This is a genomic window from Novispirillum itersonii (genome assembly GCF_014205675.1).
Lineage (GTDB): Bacteria > Pseudomonadota > Alphaproteobacteria > Rhodospirillales > Rhodospirillaceae > Novispirillum > Novispirillum itersonii_A.
This window is the reverse complement of record NZ_JACIIX010000005.1, coordinates 212,586-229,658: the sequence shown is the minus strand read 5'-3', so window position 1 is coordinate 229,658 and position 17,073 is coordinate 212,586. Positions and strand designations below refer to the sequence as shown.

At 65.5% G+C, this 17,073-nt stretch carries 12 protein-coding genes; 8 read left to right on the top strand and 4 right to left on the bottom strand.

The window, feature by feature from the left end; translation table 11 throughout:
- Nucleotides 1-53: 53 nt before the first annotated feature.
- A complete protein-coding gene (locus FHS48_RS09015) occupies nucleotides 54-1,700 on the top strand; it encodes a DUF3369 domain-containing protein (protein WP_184263229.1) in 1,647 nt (548 codons plus the stop codon).
- 78 nt (nucleotides 1,701-1,778) lie between these two features.
- Here the strand turns inward: FHS48_RS09015 and FHS48_RS09010 are convergent, their stop codons facing one another.
- Both FHS48_RS09010 and FHS48_RS09005 read right to left on the bottom strand, forming a co-directional pair.
- The gene (locus tag FHS48_RS09010) at nucleotides 1,779-2,345 is read right to left on the bottom strand and encodes a histidine phosphatase family protein (protein WP_184263228.1); all 567 of its coding nucleotides are present in this window, start codon (nucleotides 2,343-2,345) and stop codon (nucleotides 1,779-1,781) included.
- A 35-nt stretch (nucleotides 2,346-2,380) separates the two neighbouring features.
- Nucleotides 2,381-3,646: a D-amino acid dehydrogenase gene (locus FHS48_RS09005; protein WP_184263227.1), complete on the bottom strand. Its 1,266-nt coding sequence runs from the start codon at nucleotides 3,644-3,646 to the stop codon at nucleotides 2,381-2,383.
- 503 nt (nucleotides 3,647-4,149) lie between these two features.
- On the opposite strand from FHS48_RS09005, the gene FHS48_RS09000 reads away from it, so the two are divergent.
- Both FHS48_RS09000 and FHS48_RS08995 read left to right on the top strand, forming a co-directional pair.
- A complete protein-coding gene (locus tag FHS48_RS09000; protein ID WP_184263226.1) occupies nucleotides 4,150-5,655 on the top strand; it encodes an NAD(P)H-hydrate dehydratase in 1,506 nt (501 codons plus the stop codon).
- A 415-nt stretch (nucleotides 5,656-6,070) separates the two neighbouring features.
- Nucleotides 6,071-7,489, top strand: a complete 1,419-nt coding sequence (locus FHS48_RS08995; protein WP_184263225.1) for a malonyl-CoA decarboxylase — start codon at nucleotides 6,071-6,073, stop codon at nucleotides 7,487-7,489.
- A 95-nt stretch (nucleotides 7,490-7,584) separates the two neighbouring features.
- On the opposite strand, the gene FHS48_RS08990 is transcribed toward FHS48_RS08995, so the two are convergent.
- Nucleotides 7,585-9,558: a methyl-accepting chemotaxis protein gene (locus FHS48_RS08990; RefSeq protein WP_184263224.1), complete on the bottom strand. Its 1,974-nt coding sequence runs from the start codon at nucleotides 9,556-9,558 to the stop codon at nucleotides 7,585-7,587.
- A gap of 276 nt (nucleotides 9,559-9,834) precedes the next feature.
- The gene (locus FHS48_RS08985) at nucleotides 9,835-10,377 is read right to left on the bottom strand and encodes a thioesterase family protein (RefSeq protein ID WP_184263223.1); all 543 of its coding nucleotides are present in this window, start codon (nucleotides 10,375-10,377) and stop codon (nucleotides 9,835-9,837) included.
- Nucleotides 10,378-10,528: 151 nt separating this feature from the next.
- Between FHS48_RS08985 and FHS48_RS08980 the strand changes: the two genes are divergently transcribed.
- From FHS48_RS08980 to FHS48_RS08960, 5 genes are all read left to right on the top strand, one after another.
- Nucleotides 10,529-11,050, top strand: a complete 522-nt coding sequence (locus tag FHS48_RS08980) for an iron-sulfur cluster assembly scaffold protein (RefSeq protein ID WP_184263222.1) — start codon at nucleotides 10,529-10,531, stop codon at nucleotides 11,048-11,050.
- Nucleotides 11,051-11,133: 83 nt separating this feature from the next.
- Nucleotides 11,134-11,586, top strand: a complete 453-nt coding sequence (locus FHS48_RS08975; protein ID WP_184263221.1) for a PAS domain-containing protein — start codon at nucleotides 11,134-11,136, stop codon at nucleotides 11,584-11,586.
- Nucleotides 11,587-11,676: 90 nt separating this feature from the next.
- Nucleotides 11,677-14,274 carry a DNA translocase FtsK gene (locus FHS48_RS08970; protein WP_184263220.1) on the top strand — a complete coding sequence of 866 codons (2,598 nt, stop codon included), beginning with the start codon at nucleotides 11,677-11,679 and terminating at the stop codon, nucleotides 14,272-14,274.
- 391 nt (nucleotides 14,275-14,665) lie between these two features.
- Entirely contained in the window at nucleotides 14,666-16,060 is a 1,395-nt protein-coding gene (locus FHS48_RS08965; RefSeq protein WP_184263219.1) for a hypothetical protein, read from the top strand.
- Nucleotides 16,057-17,049, top strand: coding sequence for a glycosyltransferase (locus tag FHS48_RS08960; protein WP_260402401.1), 993 nt, complete (start codon nucleotides 16,057-16,059; stop codon nucleotides 17,047-17,049). The genes FHS48_RS08965 and FHS48_RS08960 overlap by 4 nt, the downstream gene beginning before the upstream one ends.
- Nucleotides 17,050-17,073: the final 24 nt, after the last annotated feature.

The window sequence follows — 17,073 nt, the reverse complement described above, 5'->3', positions numbered from 1 at the left end:
CTGGGATCAACCCGGCTGGCAGGGATGGCAACAGGGTAAGGAGTACCGTGGTGATGGATGACGATTTCCTGTTTGCCGATGAGGACGAGGCGGGTTCTGCCGCGTCCCCGGCGGATCCGTCCCGTGCGGTGGTGCGGGCGGGCGGGGCGTCAGCCCCCGGCGGGCAGGAGCCGGGCTGGAAAATTCTGGTGGTCGATGACGAACCGGAAGTCCATGCCATGACGGCGATGGTGATGGCGGATATCACTTACCGCGGGCGCGGGGTGGTGATGCTGTCGGCCTACAGCGCCGCCGAGGCCCAGCAGGTGCTGGCCAGCCACGATGATATTGCCTGTATCCTGCTGGACGTGGTGATGGAAAGCGAGGACGCCGGGCTGCGGCTGGTCCGCCACATCCGTGAGGAGGCCGCCAACACCCGGGTGCGGATCATCCTGCGCACCGGTCAGCCGGGGCAGGCCCCGGAACGCGACGTTATCATCAATTACGACATCAACGATTATAAGGCCAAGACCGAGCTGACGGCGCAGAAGCTGTTCACGGCGGTGATTTCCAGCCTGCGGTCCTACGAGGACATTATGGCGCTGGAAATGAACCGGCAGGGCCTGCAACGCATCATTGATGCCTCGGCCTCGCTGTTTCAGGTGCGGTCGATGCGGTCCTTTGCCTCCGGAGTGCTGACGCAGCTGTCGACCCTGCTCGGCACCGATGTCAGCGGTATTCTGTGCGTGCAGTGGGCCAAGGCGGGCAGCCCGCATGGCAGTGATGAGGACGGTCTGTTCGTGCTGGCCGGATCCGGCGAGTTTGAGGGTGGGCCGGAGAATGATCCGCCGTTGCCGCCGGTGGACCGCGACCACCTGATGGAGGAACTGAACCGGGTGTTGCAGGTCAAGGCCTCGCACTACGGGCAGGAAGCGGTGGCGCTGTACATCCGCACCCCCAACAACCGAGAAGCGGTGGCCTACCTGAAGACCGGGCGGGTGCTGACCCCGATGGATGAACAGCTTCTGGAGGTGTTCTGCGCCAAGGTGTCGGTGGGGTTCGATAATCTGTGGCTGTACGATCAGCTGCGGCGGGCGCATGAGGCCACCGTGCTGGCGCTGGCCGATCTGGCCGAATACAAGGACACCGATACCGGCGACCATGTGCTGCGGGTGGAGGATATGACCAACCGCACCGCCCGCCAGCTGCGGGCGCAGGGCTGCTGCTGCGACATCATCGACGACCTGTTTCTGGAACAGATCGGTCTGGCCAGCATCCTGCACGATGTCGGCAAGGTCTCGACCCCCGACAGTATCCTTCAGAAGCCGGGCAAGCTGACCGAAGAGGAATGGGTGGTGATGAAGGACCACGCCACCGCCGGCGGTGCCCTGCTGGAGCGGGCGGCCAGTCTGGTGGAGGGATCCTCCTATCTGTCACTGGGGGCGGAGATTGCCTCCGGCCACCATGAACGCTGGGACGGCAAGGGCTATCCGCGCGGCCTGAAGGGCGAGGAGATTCCGCTGTCAGCGCGGATTGTCGCGGTGGTGGATGTCTACGACGCGCTGGTCAGCCGCCGCCCGTATAAGGATCCGTGGCCGCCGGGGCAGGCGCTGGCCTATATCCGCAACGGGTCAGGGTTGCAGTTTGATCCCCGGGTGGTTCAGGCTTTTCTGGCGGTGATGGACCAGCAGGGCTTCCATCCGACCGAAGACGACGCATAACGCCCGGAACACCTGCGCAGGCGCGGGGCGTACCGTGGTGCGCTTCCGCCCGCGCCCATGTCTGTCGCGCCATATCTGTCAGGGCTGGGGCGGGCGACGGTAAACGCCGAAGCCCCAGTGCTGTCGGGGGGCCTTCCGGGGGCCGGTCCAGCCCGTGGCTTTCAGATGTCTGGCGATCAGCCAGATCAGGGCACCATGCCCGACAAAAGCAACTGTGCCATGGGTGGCGGCGAGGGCGGCCAGCCGATCGGCGCAGGTCTGGGCCCTTGCTTTGCCGTCGCTGACGGACTCGCAGCGGGCCGAATACCCCAGCAGCCACAGCAGCCGGAACAGAAACAGCCAGACTGTCAGCGGCAGCTTTGGGGTCCGCCAGCCGGGGCGCGGCATCTCCAGCTCCCGGAAGGCGGCATCGTAGAGGTCAGGCGTCACGCCAAGAGCGGTGGCGGACTCCTGCGACCGTGGCAGGGAACTACAGACGGAATACCGGCAGTCCCGGATCACCGCGAGGGTTTCAGCGGGTGGGGGCAAGGCCGGATCGAGACCGGCGCGGTCGTAGTGCTCCACCCACTCCGCCCATCCGGAGGCGGTGCGGCACTGGTCGGTGCGGATATCCGGTCTGCCATGGCGGATCAGAAGGATGGTCAAGGGCGGTGTTCCTCCCGTCCGGTTGAGGGAGGGGGTCAGCGGTCGAAGCGGTAGCCGCTGACGTCGATTTCCGGGGCTTTGCCGCTGATCAGGTCGGCCAGCAGATGACCGGACCCGGCGGCCATGGTCCAGCCCAGCGTGCCGTGGCCGGTGTTCAGCCACAGGTTTTTCAGCGGGCTGGCGCCGATATAGGGCACGGAATCCGGGGTTTTCGGGCGCAGGCCGCACCACGGCACGGCGGTGGCGTAATCCCCGGCCAGCGGAAACAGGTCGGCGGCATGGCGGCGGATCAGGTCAGCCCGGGCCGGGCGCAGGGTGGGGTCCCAGCCCGCCAGCTCGGCGGTGCCTGCCACCCGCAGCCGGTCGCCGAGGCGGGAGCTGACGATCTTGCGTTCATCATCGGTAACGGACACCATCGGGGCACCGGGGGCATCGGCCTGTTCCGGCCCGGCCAGCGGCAGGGTGATCGAATAGCCCTTGGCCGGATAGATCGGCAGCCGGAACCCCAGGGTGCGGGCCAGACCGGGGCTGAAGCTGCCCAGCGCCAGCACCACGGCATCGGCGGTGTGGCGGCCTTTGTCGGTGACGACGGCACCGATGCGGTCGCCGTCTCGGTCCAGCCCGAGGATGGTTTCCCCGAAGCGGAAGGTGACGCCGAGTCCCTCGGCCAGTGCGGCAATGGCGCGGGTAAACTTGTGAACGTCGCCGCTTTCGTCCTCGGTTGCCAGCAGGCCGCCGACAAGGGCATCGGAGACGGCGCTGAGGGCCGGTTCAACCGTCGCCAGCCCGGCGCGGGCGATCACGGTCTGGGGCAGCCCGGCGCGGGACATCACCTCCGCCCCCTTGCAGTGTTCGTCAAAGGCCTGCTGATTGCGGAAGACGTGCAGGATGCCCTTGGACAGAGAATCGTAGCGGATGCCGGTTTCGGCACGCAGGGCGCGCAGCACGTCGCGGCTGTACAGGGCGATGCGGACCGTGCGGTCAATGTTGATGGCGGTGCGGCCGGGGGTGCAGTTGCGCAGGAAGCGCAGCAGCCACGCCCACAGGGCGGGATCGTAGCGGAACGGGCGGAACACCAGCGGCGCATCATCGCGGCCCAGCCAGCGCAGGGCCTGCGGGAGGGTGTCCGGGTTGGCCCACGGAATGGCATGGCTGGGGGAGATCTGGCCGCCGTTGGCGAAGCTGGTTTCCAGCGCCACCCCCGGCTGCCGGTCGATGACGGTGACGGCATGCCCGGCGCGGGCAAGGAAGTAGGCGGTGGTGGTGCCAACCACCCCGGCACCGAGGACGAGAACGTTCATGGACAGCAGCCGCATCGGGAGACAGCGGGGGGAGTCACCGGGGCAGGGCTGCCGCCGGTCAACCGTCACGGAAAAGTCTCCTGTCTTTCCGCATGGCTTATGCTTTTTATAGAAAGCGACAGAGCGGAAGGGAAGGGGGCGGATGCGTCCGCCCGCCGTGTGAGGGACAGATAAGGGAGGGCCAAAGGCCCAACTGGGCCATTGAGGCCCCGTGCCCGCGTGGGCACGTAAGCCAAGCGGACGGATGTCCGCGCCCGGCGTCTGAGGGACAGGTAACAAAAAGCCCGGCCTGCCGGGCTGACTGGGCCATTGAGGCCCCGCGCGACCATTCGCGCGTAAGCCAAGCGGGCGGACGCCCGCGCCCGGCGTGTGAGGGGCAGATAACCAAAGCCAAGCGGACGGATGCGCCCGCCCGCCGTGTGAGGGACAGATATCCAAAGCCAAGCGGGCGGACGCCCGCGCCCGGCGTGTCAGGGGCAAAATATAACATAACGAGGTTCTCCATGCTGACTCTTCCCCCGTCTGCGGCGTGGGCCGCCGTTCTGACTGTCGAACAGATGTATGAGGCTGACCGGCGCACCATCGCCGGGGGGCGGTCCGGTGTGGCGCTGATGGAGGCCGCCGGTCTGGCGGTGGCGCAGGAGGCTCTGCGCTGGCTGGCGCGGTTGCCCGGTGGGCGGCCGGGGCAGCGTGGCCCGGTGGTGGTGCTGTGCGGGCCGGGCAACAACGGCGGGGATGGTTTCGTGGCGGCGCGGATTCTGGCCCGGCGTGGCTATCCGGTGCGGCTGGCGCTGTCGGGGGACCGGGCGGCGCTGTCCGGCGATGCGGCGGTGATGGCCGACCGCTGGACCGGCGCGGTGGAACCGCTGGATCCGGCTTTGCTCGACCGGGCGGTGCTGGTGATTGATGCCCTGTACGGGGCGGGGCTCAGCCGCCCGGTGGATGGGGTGGCGGCGGTGGTGATTAATCGCATCAACGCCCTTGGCCTGCCCTGCATTGCGGTGGATGTGCCCAGCGGTGTACAGGGCGATACCGGGGCGGTGCTGGGCTGTGCCCCGCAGTGTGTGGCGACGGTCACCTTCTTCCGCCCGAAGCCGGGGCATTACCTGTACCCGGGGCGGCAGGCCCGGGGGGCGCTGGTGGTGGCTGATATCGGGATTCCTGACGCGGTGCTGGCGGAGATTGCGCCGCAGACGTTCCTGAACGGACCGGCTCTGTGGACCCTGCCGCAGCCGGACTGGCAGGATCATAAATATGCACGCGGCCATCTGGTGGTGTTGGGCGGGGCGGAAATGACCGGGGCGGCCCGTCTGGTGGCCCGGGCCGCCCGCCGCAGCGGGGCCGGGCTGGTGACGGTGGCGGCCCCGGAAGACAGCGCGGCGGTCTATGCCGCCGATGCCCCCGGTACGCTGGTGGCCTCACTGGCGGAGCGGGGCCGTTACCGCGCCCTGCTGGATGATCTGCGCAAGACCGTCTATGTCCTCGGCCCCGGCGGCGGTGTCGGCAAAAAGCTGCGTCGGCGGGTGCTGGCAACGCTGGAAGCCGGGCGGCACTGCGTGCTGGATGCCGATGCCCTGACCAGCTTCGCCGGAGAGGCGGACACCCTGTTCTCTGCCATTGCCGCCGCTGCCGGACAGGTGGTGTTGACCCCGCACGACGGCGAATTCATGCGGCTGTTCGAGGCGGACGGCTCCCGTCTGCACCGGGCCAGACAGGCCGCTGCCCGCAGCAGGGCGGTGGTGCTGCTGAAAGGGGCGGATACCGTGGTGGCGGCCCCGGATGGCACCGCCTGCATCACCGCCAATGCCGGGCCGGATCTGGCCACCGCCGGATCGGGCGACAGTCTGGCCGGGATCATCGGTGGCCTTCTGGCGCAGGGGCTGGAGGGATTTTCCGCCGCCGCTGCCGGGGCCTGGCTGCATGCCGAGGCCGGGCGTCGCCTTGGCTCCGGCCTGATTGCCGAAGACATCGCCGAGGCTCTGCCGGAGATTCTGGAGCGCCTGCGGTAGGGGGCGGCCTTGCACCGGGCCGTTCGGTCAGGCGGGGTTGTGGGCTTTGCCCACGCCCACCAAGGGCCATCGGCCCTTGGATTCCGCTTTTTGGGGCCATTGCCCCTTGGATCCCGTTTTTTGGGTCCAACGGCCCTTGGATCCCGCTTTTTTGTTGTGAAAAGAAAATGGAGGTGAAGGAGGCCGCGCCTCCTTCCGGGCCAGCGGGCAGAGCCCGCCTAGTTTTTTTAGTCTGCTGGCGAAGCCAGCGGGGGGCGGAGCCCGCTTGATTCTTTAGTCTGCTGGCAAAGCCAGCGGGGAGCGGGGCAAACTTTTTTGCGGCGAAGGCAGTGCCCTCTGCCCTGAAAACGCCTTATCATTATGGGGAAATGCGCGCGCCCGATGGTATGCGACGGATCAGGAAGGAGACTTTGCCATGAACGAATATGTCGCCCCCGGCCTGTTTGATCGGCTGAGTTCCCTGTGGCACGAGCTGGTGTCGAGCCGCGCCCCGGATCTGGTGGAGAATATTCAGCCCGCCTTGCCCGCTGATGACCTGACCCGGGTGCGGGACCAGATGAATGCCTGCCTTGAAGGCAAGGGCGGCGAGGTCTCGGCCCGGGCCCGGGCGGCGGCGCTGGGCAAGGCCTACCTGCGGCTGGATCCGGAAGGGCGGCGGCGGTTTCTGACCGTGATGGCGACGGAGTTCGACGTTGACCGGGCGGCGGTGGATGCGGCGGTGCAGGCGATGGCCAAGGCCCCGGCGGAGAAGCGCCCGGCGGCGGAAGAAGCCCTGCGCACGGCGCTGGAGGCCCCGCGCCTGCGCCTGCTGACCCAGTTCAACGCCCTGCCCAACGGGGTGAAGTTTCTGGTTGATATGCGGGCGGAGCTGATGGCCCTGTCGCGGCAGCATCCGGAGCTGAAGGCGCTGGAAACAGACCTGCGTAACCTGCTGACCCGCTGGTTTGATGTCGGCTTTCTGGAGCTGCGGCGCATCACCTGGGACAGTCCGGCCTCGATCCTTGAAAAGTTGATGGCCTATGAGGCGGTGCACGCCATCCGCAGCTGGGATGACCTGAAGAACCGCCTCGATTCCGACCGCCGCCTGTTCGCCTTTTTCCACCCCCGCATGCCGGATGAGCCGCTGATCTTCGTGCAGGTCGCCCTGCTGCCGGAGATGGCGGCGAATATTCAGGACCTGCTGGACGTCTCGGCCCCGTTGGGGGATCCGTCCAAGGCGACGACGGCGATCTTCTATTCGATTTCCAATGCCCAGCAGGGGCTGTCGGGGATCAGCTTCGGCAACTTCCTGATCAAGAAGGTGGTGGAGGTGCTGCTGGCGGAATTCCCCGGCCTGAAGACCTTTGCCACCCTGTCGCCGGTTCCGGGGTTCCTCAGCTGGCTGGCGGAGCAGGAACAGGCGGAACAGGCAGGAGGCACCCCGCTGCTGACCCCCGCTGAGGCAAAGTCGCTGAAGACGGTGCTGGATGTGGCACCGCTGTCGGCGACCATCGGCGGGGTGCGCTGGTGGCACGAGGCCGGACAGGCCGATGCCCTGCAACCGGTGATCCTGCGGCTGACCGCCCGCTATCTGGCGCAGGAAAAGCGGCCCGGACGCAAGGGCGCGGCCCCGACGGCGCTGGACCCGGTGGCGCATTTCCACCTGACCAACGGGGCGCGGATCGACCGGCTGAACTGGCTGGGCGACACCTCCGCCAAGGGCATGGCCCAGTCGGCGGGGATGATGGTCAATTACCTCTACCGGCTGGGTGAGATCGAGAAAAACCACGAAACCTATGCCGAACGCGGCACGGCGGTGCTGTCCCCGGCGGTGAAGGCCCTGCTGAAGGGGTGACAGGGTAAGCCCGGTACAAGAAGGCCCGGGAAAAGACAGGCCCGGCACCGGGGAAACCCCGGGCCGGGCCTGATCAGTCATTCTACTGTCGGGCGTTACAGGCTGCGGATGTGGCTGAAGAAGCGTTCCACGTCCTGTTTCAGGGCATCGGACTGCCGGGCCAGATCTCCGGCGGCGGACAGAACCTGTTCGGCATTTTCGCCGGTCTGGCGGGACCCGTCGGTCACCCCGATCACGCTGCGGGACACCTCCTGCGTGCCCTTGGCGGCTTCAGCGACGTTCTGGGCGATTTCGCGGGTGGACTGGCCCTGATCATCCACCGCCAGCGCGATATCGCCGGACAGGCTGTTGATGGTGCCGATCACCTGCCCGATGCCCCGGATCGCCTCGACCACCTCGCCGGACACCCGCTGGATCTCGCCGATCTGGCGGCCGATGTCGTCGGTGGCCCGCCCGGTCTGGGTGGCCAGACTTTTCACCTCGTTGGCGACCACGGCAAAGCCTTTTCCGGCGTCCCCGGCGCGGGCGGCCTCGATGGTGGCGTTCAGGGCCAGCAGGTTGGTCTGGTTGGCGATGTCGTTGATCAGGCCGACGATCTGACTGATCCGTTCGGTGGCCTCCACCAGAGACTGCACGGTGCTGTCGGTCTGCTCGGCGGCGGACATCGCCTGCTGGGCGACATCGCGGGAGCGCTGGGCGCGGTCGGAGATATTGCTGATGCTGGCGGCCAGCAGGTCGGTGGACTGGGCCACCCCCTGCACGTTGACCGAGGCTTCTTCCGTCGCGGCGGCGGCGGCGGTGGCATCCTGCGCTGACTGTTCCGCCGTGGCGGTCAGGGAGCGGGCGGTTTCCTCCATCCGCTGGGCGGAGACGGCAACACTGCCGAGACCGGCGGAAATCCGGGCGTCAAACTCACAGATCGCCTGTTCGACCCGTTCGGTCCGTTCGCTCTGGGCGCGGCGGGCGGCCTCCTGCTCCTGCTCCAGCCGTTCCCGCTCCACCGCGTTATCGCGGAAGATGCTGACGGCGGCAGCCATGGCGCCGATCTCATCCTGACGCCCGGCGCCGGGAATGCTGACATCGGTGCGGCCCCCGGCAAGCTGGCGCATGGTGGTGGTCATCGCCGCCAGCGGGCGGGCGACGATGCGGGTCAGCCCCTGATGCAGCAGCAGCAGCAGGACCAGCGCGGCGGCGGCCCCGGCAATCACGGCGGACAGCCGGAAGGCCCGCAGCGGCGCAAAGGCCTGATCGCGGTCAGCCACCAGCACCAGCGACCATTCGGCCCCCGGCACCTTGATCGGGGTGAACACCACCAGCGCCTCTCCGGCGGCGGACTGGGCCTCCTGAAGGCCGGGCGCCATCGCCGGGGTCTGCTCAGGGAACAGGTCCTTCAGGGTTTTGGTGACCATCTCCGGCTGCGGGTGGATCAGCACGGTGCCCTGCGCATCGGCGATGAAGGCATAGCCGAGGCCGCCGAGCTTGATACCGTCGATCATCGCCGACAGGGTCTTGACATTGAAATTCCCGGCAGCGACGCCGTTGAAGGTGCCGCCCGGCTTCAACGGGGCAGACAGGGTCATGGTCAGCTGTTTGGTGGCAACGTTCATGAAGGGCGGAATCAGCACCGTGGTGCCGGTATCCCGGACCTTGACATACCACGGCCGGGTGCGGGCATCGAACCCATCCGGCAGTTTGGTCAGCGGCCACATGGTGAAGGTGCCGTCGGCGGTGCCGACGAAGGCGTTCTCGAACGCACCGGTGAAAGCCTGGGTCTTCAGGACCGGCAGGATCTTCTCCGCCGCCGGGTCGGTGGTGGCCAGATCGGACAGGGTGGTGATCAGGGCGACGCGGGCATCCAGCCAGTTGCGGATGCTGTCGCTGGTGCTTTGGCCCAGCAGCGACAGGCTGATGCTCAGGTCCTCGCGGATCTGCTGGCGCTGGTGCAGGTCCATATACAGGGCAAAGGCGGAAAAAATCAGCAGGATGGCGGCGGCGATCACGGCCAGAAGCCGGGTGATCATGCTGCCGCCCGTCTGGCCGGACCGGTCCGGCTGGATATAAACGTTCATCAGTGACTGCCTTCCACGGATCCGGCCCGGTGATCCGGTGCCGGATATCCCCTCTCAAGATCCCTCCGGCCCGGGGCAGGAGGGTGGTGTGGGGTCCCCCGACCCCGGATGTGCGGCGGTCACCGCTGCATCCGTATGCAATGTTATGCATATTCCGATGTACGGCGAAGGCCTCATGTGCGGTTCACAATGTGAGAGTCGGCTTCTTTGCGCAAGGGGCCGAAAGGCCTATATCGTTTGCGCGCCTGTGGTTACAGGGCCCGCCGGGGTGGGGCGTCAGGCTTTGCCGCTCTGGCGGTCCAGTGCCCCGGTCTCCACCTGATCCCACGCTGTGGCCCAGTCCGGCAGAGGCGGGCGCCGGTCCGGGGGGATGCCCAGAAAAGCGGCCACCCGATCCGGCGGCACCACGCCGCTGCGGTCGGTGAAACAGGTTTTGACCATGCCGATACAGGCCAGCACCCCGGTGGCGGTGATGAAGCGTTGTTCCATCCAGAACCATTTATCGTCCCACGCCACCAGCCGGGTTTCCAGCCGGTAAGGCTGCAACGGGGCCAGCCCTTTCCGCCAGCGCAGCATGCTGGCCCCGACCACCGCCCGCAGACGGTGCCGCAGGAGTATCCGCAGCAGGCCGGTGCGGATCAGCAGGTCGATCCGCCCCAGATCCATCACCGCGCTGTAGCGGGCGTTGGTCATATGAATGTTCAGGTCCACATCCACCGGCCACACTCGGGTATGCAGCACCGAGGCGGCATCCATCAGCAGCCGGGGCCTGAACGGGGCGGTCAGCAGCAGCCATAGCAGGCGGAGCCACAGGGTCATTCCTGTCTTCCCTATGCGAAATTAAGATGACGTATGCGTCATAATAGGCGGATTGCGCCATCGCCGTAAACGGCCCATATCCGGCAGAAAGTCGGGAAACCCTCCGGACTGCCACTGGACGGCGGGGCCGGGATAAAGGATGCTAAGGATTATGGATGACGCCCTGCTTGACCTGTATTCGGCACGGATGAAGGCGTTGGGGACGGAGGTCAGGGAAGACCGCCGCCTGCCCGCGCCCACCGTGACCGTCAAACGCCGCAGCCCGCTGTGTGGCAGTCAGATCACCCTTGATCTGCTGCTGGATGATGCCGGGCGGGTGGCGGCCACCGGCTACGCCGTGCGCGCCTGCGCTCTTTCGGCGGCGGCGTCAGCGATTGTCATCACAGCGGCGGTCGGCTGTGATGTGGTTGAGTTGCGGCAGATCCGCGATCTGGTCCGGGCGATGCTGAAGGGGGAGGAGGTGACCTTCCCCGGTGGCCGCTGGGCTGATCTGGAGATTCTGCGCCCGGCCCAGATGGTGCGGTCGCGCCACGGGTCGGCGATGCTGCCGTTCGAGGCGGCGGTCGAAGCCCTGGAAAGGGCCCCTGAAACAGGACTGGAAACGGGGCTGGAAACGGGGTCGGGGACGACGCCGGAGAATGAATTTTCCCCCGCCGCCGGAGGAACCGCTTGAAGGCCGGGTGGGGGTGACGTAAACAACATGCCTAGACTGGTCGTGTAAACCAAACCGGAACATCCGTGGGGCCAAGTGACACAATGAGCCGTCTCGTCCTGATTTTGCGCCATCAACAGCTTAAAGAGCTTTACCAGCGCTGGTTGAAACTCTGCGAAGGCGAACATCTGCCCATGGCCCAGGATCTGGAGCCGGTGGAGCTGCGCCCGTGGCTGGACAATCTGGTGGTGCTGGATGTGTCGGTCGATGGCGATGATTTCGTCTACGCCTATTACGGGCGGACCTTCGCCAGCGCCTTCCATGCCGATACCGTCGGCAAGTCGGTGGCGGCCCTGCCGAAGGAACAGGCCGATATCCTGAAACAGGAATACGACCGGGTGGTGCGGGAACGCATTCCGGTGGCCCGCCTGTACGAGGCCGATTTCGACGGCGAGGTGCAGAAGTGGGAACGTCTGGTGCTGCCGCTGTTCGATGACCGCGGCGAGGTGGTCAAGCTGCTGGTCAGCGCCTACCGGCTGACCGGCCAGCAGCCGTAAGGCTGTAGCGTTCCAGCAGCCGTAAGGCTGTGTCTTCTTTCCTGAAATCCGTAACAGTTTCTGTTATCTTGCAGATGGAGTACCGGGCGCATGTCCGTTGAACAGTTCACCAGCCGTGGCACCCCTTCCGACCTTAAGGAAAAGCTGACGGCAGGCGAGTTCAATCTGTGGTGTGCGGTCAATTCCAAGCCCTACCGCCTTGCCCGTCATGTCTGGCCCGACGGCGCATGGGAATGGGATGTGGAATATATGCCGGGCCGCCCGGAAGGCACCGTGGCCTACGGCACCGCGCAGGAAGACGAACATCTGGCGGCGATGGCGGCTTTTGCCTTTGTCGCCGGGGTGGAATGGCAGGAAGCCCTGATCCGGGTGCGGGAAGAAAAGCCGGAAGACTGGGAAGAGGCTCTGTCGGACAGCACCGCCGCCCAGACCCTGACGGCACAGGCCGCCGATGCGGCGTGGGCGGTGGCCCATGCCGATGAGGACGGTGCCGAAGGGCTGCCCCTCCCGGCGGATGCCGGGCAGGAAATGGATCCGGGGGCTGAGGTACCGGTCTTTGCCGCTGCCGGGCCGGACCTGTCTGAGCCGGACTTCTCTGAAGAAGACCTCTCTGAGGCTGCCGTTCCGCCGGTGGCTCCGTTCTACCAGCCGCCGCAGGCCGTTGCTGTTGCCGATGATGCGCTGGTCTCCGCCCTGTTCGCCGGTGCCGAGGAAGCCCCGGCGGAGGAGCAGACCGGGGCGGCCCCGGTGCTGTACGACGCTGTGGCGGGCGAGGATCCGGGCGTGGTGACGGCCTCGGTTCCCCCGGTATCCCCATTCGATCCCGAGGCTATCGCCCGCTTTGCCGGGGAAGAGGATTTCAGCGGCGAGCCGGTGGAAGACCTTGAGTTTTCCGTTGGCTTCGAGGCGGTGTTCCCGGCGGCGGAAACCGTGACCGCCGAGGAATTCGGTGATGCCCTCGGTGGGGATCTCGGTGGCAGTGCCACGCCGGAGAGGGATGCTGACGCAGCGGACCCGGTGGAGGGGGCAGACTATTCTGCGGCGGATCCGTTTTCCGCTCAGGATCAGGATCTGATCCCGGAGGCTGCCCCGCTCGATGAGGCTGTGGCGGAGGAGACGGCGGAGGAGGAAGAGGCCTATCCGGCCCCGCCGATGACGCTGTTGCAGCAGGCCCCGGGCCGCGAGGATGACGACGCCGACGAAAGCGGTCTGGCCGGTCAGGCCCGGATGCTGGAAACGGTGCTGAAGAACTTCAAGGTGCGCGGCGAGATCATGGAAGTGAAGGCCGGTCCGGTCGTCACCCTGTTTGAATTTGAGCCGGTGCCCGGCACCAAGTCCTCCACCGTCATCAACCTGTCTGACGATATCGCCCGCTCGATGAGCGCGGTGACCGCCCGCGTCGCCGTGGTGCCGGGCCGGTCCGCCATCGGTGTGGAACTGCCGAACGCCACCCGTGAAACGGTCTATCTGCGCGAGATGCTGGAAAGCCCGGCCTATGGCGAACACGGCGGCCGTCTGCCGCTGGTGCTGGGCAAGGATATCGGCGGCGATCCGGTGGTGGTCGATCTGGCCAAAATGCCGCACCTGCTGATCGCCGGAACCACCGGCTCCGGCAAGTCGGTCGGCATCAACACCATGATCCTGTCGCTGCTGTACCGGCTGTCGCCGCAGCGCTGCCGCCTGATCATGGTTGACCCGAAGATGCTGGAACTGAGCGTCTATGACGGCATCCCGCACCTGCTGACCCCGGTGGTGACTGACCCGAAGAAGGCGGTGGTCGCCCTGAAGTGGGCGGTCAAGGAAATGGAAACCCGCTACCGCAACATGGCGGCGCTGGGGGTGCGCAACATTGAAGGCTACAACGAGCGCGCCGCTGAGCTGACCGCCCGGGGCGAGCAGGTGACCCGCAAGGTGCAGACCGGCTTCGACCGCGAAACCGGCGAGCCGACCTTTGAAGACCAGATCATCGACCTGACCGAGCTGCCCTACATCGTGGTGGTGGTCGATGAGATGGCCGACCTGATGCTGGTGGCGGGTAAGGAAATTGAAGCCACCATCCAGCGGCTGGCCCAGATGGCCCGCGCGGCGGGCATCCACCTGATCATGGCCACCCAGCGCCCGAGTGTCGATGTCATCACCGGCACCATCAAGGCCAACTTCCCGACCCGGATTTCCTTCCAGGTCACCAGCAAGATCGACAGCCGCACCATCCTCGGTGAACAGGGGGCGGAACAGCTGCTGGGGCAGGGGGATATGCTGTACATGGCCTCCGGGGGCCGGGTTACCCGCGTCCACGGGCCGTTCGTTTCCGATACCGAAGTGGAACGGGTGGTGCGCCACCTGAAGGACTTCTGTGGCGAGCCGGATTACCTGCACACCATCACCGAGGAAGAGGACGACAGCGACGGCGATGACGATGCCGGGGGCGCGGTGTTTGATGCCTCCGCCATGGGCGAAGGCGGCTACGACGACCCCTATGATCAGGCGGTGGCACTGGTGCTGCGCGAACAGAAGGTTTCGGTCAGCTTCATCCAGCGGCATCTTCAGATCGGCTATAACCGCGCCGCCCGCATTGTCGAGAAGATGGAGGCCGAAGGTATCATCAGCGCCGCCAACCATGTCGGCAAGCGCGATATTCTGGTGGCGGCCAGCCGTTATCTGGCGGACCGGGGCGGCAACGCCGAGTAATTCCTCCAGCCCTGAGCGGGTCCGGGAGCGTTCTCCGCATGATCGGCAAGGTCCGGTTGTGTGGGGACGCTCTCTTTCTATGTGGGGGCCTGTGCGCTGGACCACAGCCCACTGATTCAGAAAACACCCCAATGAATCGGAGCAGGCTTTGATTTTTTAAAAAAGACCATTTCCTTCGATGAATTGGCTTCCACCTGATTGGAAAATACCCTAGACGTGATCCGCCCAAGTGTGCCGTGACAGCGTTTTCAGAAAACGTTGGGGCCGGTTCAGAGAAGAAAATGCTCCAGCCTAAAAGTCAGGGCGTTTTCGGGGAGAAGCCGGATTCACTTGCGCAGAAACTGCTCTCATCAAAAAGTGGCCTGACTGAAAACCGCTTCTGGGGGGATGAATGGTCCGTGGATATCGAGTTGGCTGGATTGTCGTTCTGCTTGCCTGCCTGACGATGGGGTACCACGTGTTTACCAAGGGCATCGGCATGCAGGAAGATTCCAGCCGCTATGTCTCGATGGCCCTTAATCTGCTGGAGTATGGGGTGATCAGTCCGCAGGTCTATGACCCGGGGGTTTCTCCTGCTCCCGGAATGGTCCCCGGTGGCCTGTTTACGGCCTTTGAGCTGTCGGTGGCGGCGGCGCTGGATGGCGGGACACGGGCGGGCATGCTGTGCCTGCTGAAAGATCCGGCCAGCCAGACCTGCGGATCGCTGACATCCCTGAAGATTATTTATACGGTGGAGATCGCGGTCTTTCTGGTCTGCCTGTATCTGCTGGCCCGGCAGGTGTTCGGGGGGTGGATACGCCCGTCTCTGGTGATCCTTCTGGCGCTGGGGATGCGGGATCTGCGCAGTTACAGCCATGATGTGCTGAGCGAACCGTCCTATCTGGCGGCACTGGGGCTGTTCTTTCTGGCGTGGCTGGCGGCGGTCCGCAGCAATGGTATGGTGTGGCGCTGGGGTGTCGTCGGTCTGGCGGTCGGGGCGTTGGTCCATGTGAAACCGGCGTGGAGCGCGCTGGTGCCAGCCATGCTGCCGGTCTTTATCCTGATGGCGCTGTGGCAGCGGGACCGGGTGCAGCGGTGGCGGAACTGGGGGCTGTGTTGGGCGGCGCTGGCGGCGGGCTGGGGTGTGCTGATGCTGCCGGTGCTGATCCGCAACGGAGTATCGCTGGGATATTGGGGCCTGAGCGATGATTCCTATCTTCTGACGACCCTGTCGCACCGCTTTGCCTATAATGCGATGCCGTGGACGGAGTTTTTTGCCGGTTTCCTGTATTATCTGCCCGATTTCGGGGATAACGCCGCCCGAGCCCTGTTCGGCGCGGAGACCGCCGGGCATCTGAGCTGGGATCCGCAGGGATATTATGTCTATGGCCGCGATATTCTGCACCGGATCGCGCTGGGTAAGGGGACGGTTGCCGAGGCCAAGGCCTATCTGTTCCATGATCATTTCTTCAATGATCCGTTAAAGAGTTTTGCGGTAACCCTGCTGATGGTGTGGCGTGGTCTGTTCGTGGGGCATCTGTTCGGTCTGGTGGCGCTGGTTTTCTTCCTGCCGGTGGTGTGGATGTCGTCCCGCCCGGTCCGGGCCAGTCTGGGAATTCTGCTGCTGCCGGTTCTTCTGATGGCCGGGGTCCATGCCATCGTCTCCGTCAGTATCCCGCGGTATAATCTGGGCTTACTCGTTGTGTATTGTTTTGTACTGACACAGGTCCTCTGCGGGCTGTGGAGTGCCGGGAGCCGCCTGATTGCAAAAACGGCGGAACCATCAGGGAGTGAAGGAAAAGCATGATGGCGCCGGTTCAGGCCAGAATTGCGGTTTTGTTGCCATGCTATAACGAAGGGCTGGCGATTGCCGGGGTTATCCGGTCATTTCAGCAGGCCCTGCCGGAAGCGCAGGTCTATGTCATCGACAATAACTCCACCGACAACACCGGGGAGATTGCCCGGGCCGCCGGGGTTCCGGTGATTGTGGAACATCATCAGGGCAAGGGCCACGCGGTCCGCCGCGCCTTTGCCGAAATTGATGCCGATGTCTATGTCATGGCCGACGGCGATGGCACCTATGACGTGACGCGGGCGCGGGAAATGATCACCCTGCTGATCCGCGACCGGCTGGATATGGTGGTCGGCACCCGGCATACCGACAGTGACAACGCCTACCGCAACGGCCACCGTCTCGGCAACCGCCTGTTCAATCTGGTCCTGCGCCATCTGTTCGGCGAGAAGTTCAGCGATATCTTCTCGGGATATCGGGTGTTCTCCCGCCGCTTTGCCAAAAGCTTCCCGGCCCTGTCGGCAGGCTTTGAGATCGAGACGGAACTGTCGGTGCATGCCATCCAGATGGCCCTGCCGACGGCCGAGGTGGCGACCGACTATTTCGACCGTGCCGAAGGCAGCCACAGCAAGCTGAAGACCTACCGTGACGGCGCCCGCATCCTGTGGGCGATGCTGAAGCTGATGAAGCTGGTGCGGCCGATGATGATGTTCTCCATCCTCAGCGCCTTCTTTGTGCTGCTGTCGCTGGGGCTTGGTCTGCCGGTGGTGTATCACTTTCTGGAAACCGGGCTGGTTCAGCGGGTGCCGACCACGATCGCCGCATCTGGCCTGATGCTGCTGGGGGCTATCAGTTTCGTCACCGGCCTGATTCTGGACAGCATCACCCATGTGTACATCACCCAGAAGCGGCTGGTGTACCTGATGCATGCCGACCGGGGGACAGGGGTGTTTCCCGCCGATGCCGATGCGGGTATGGTGTCCGGGCAGACCCGGCCGCTCTGACCGTCTGTGCCGCCGGTCCGGTTC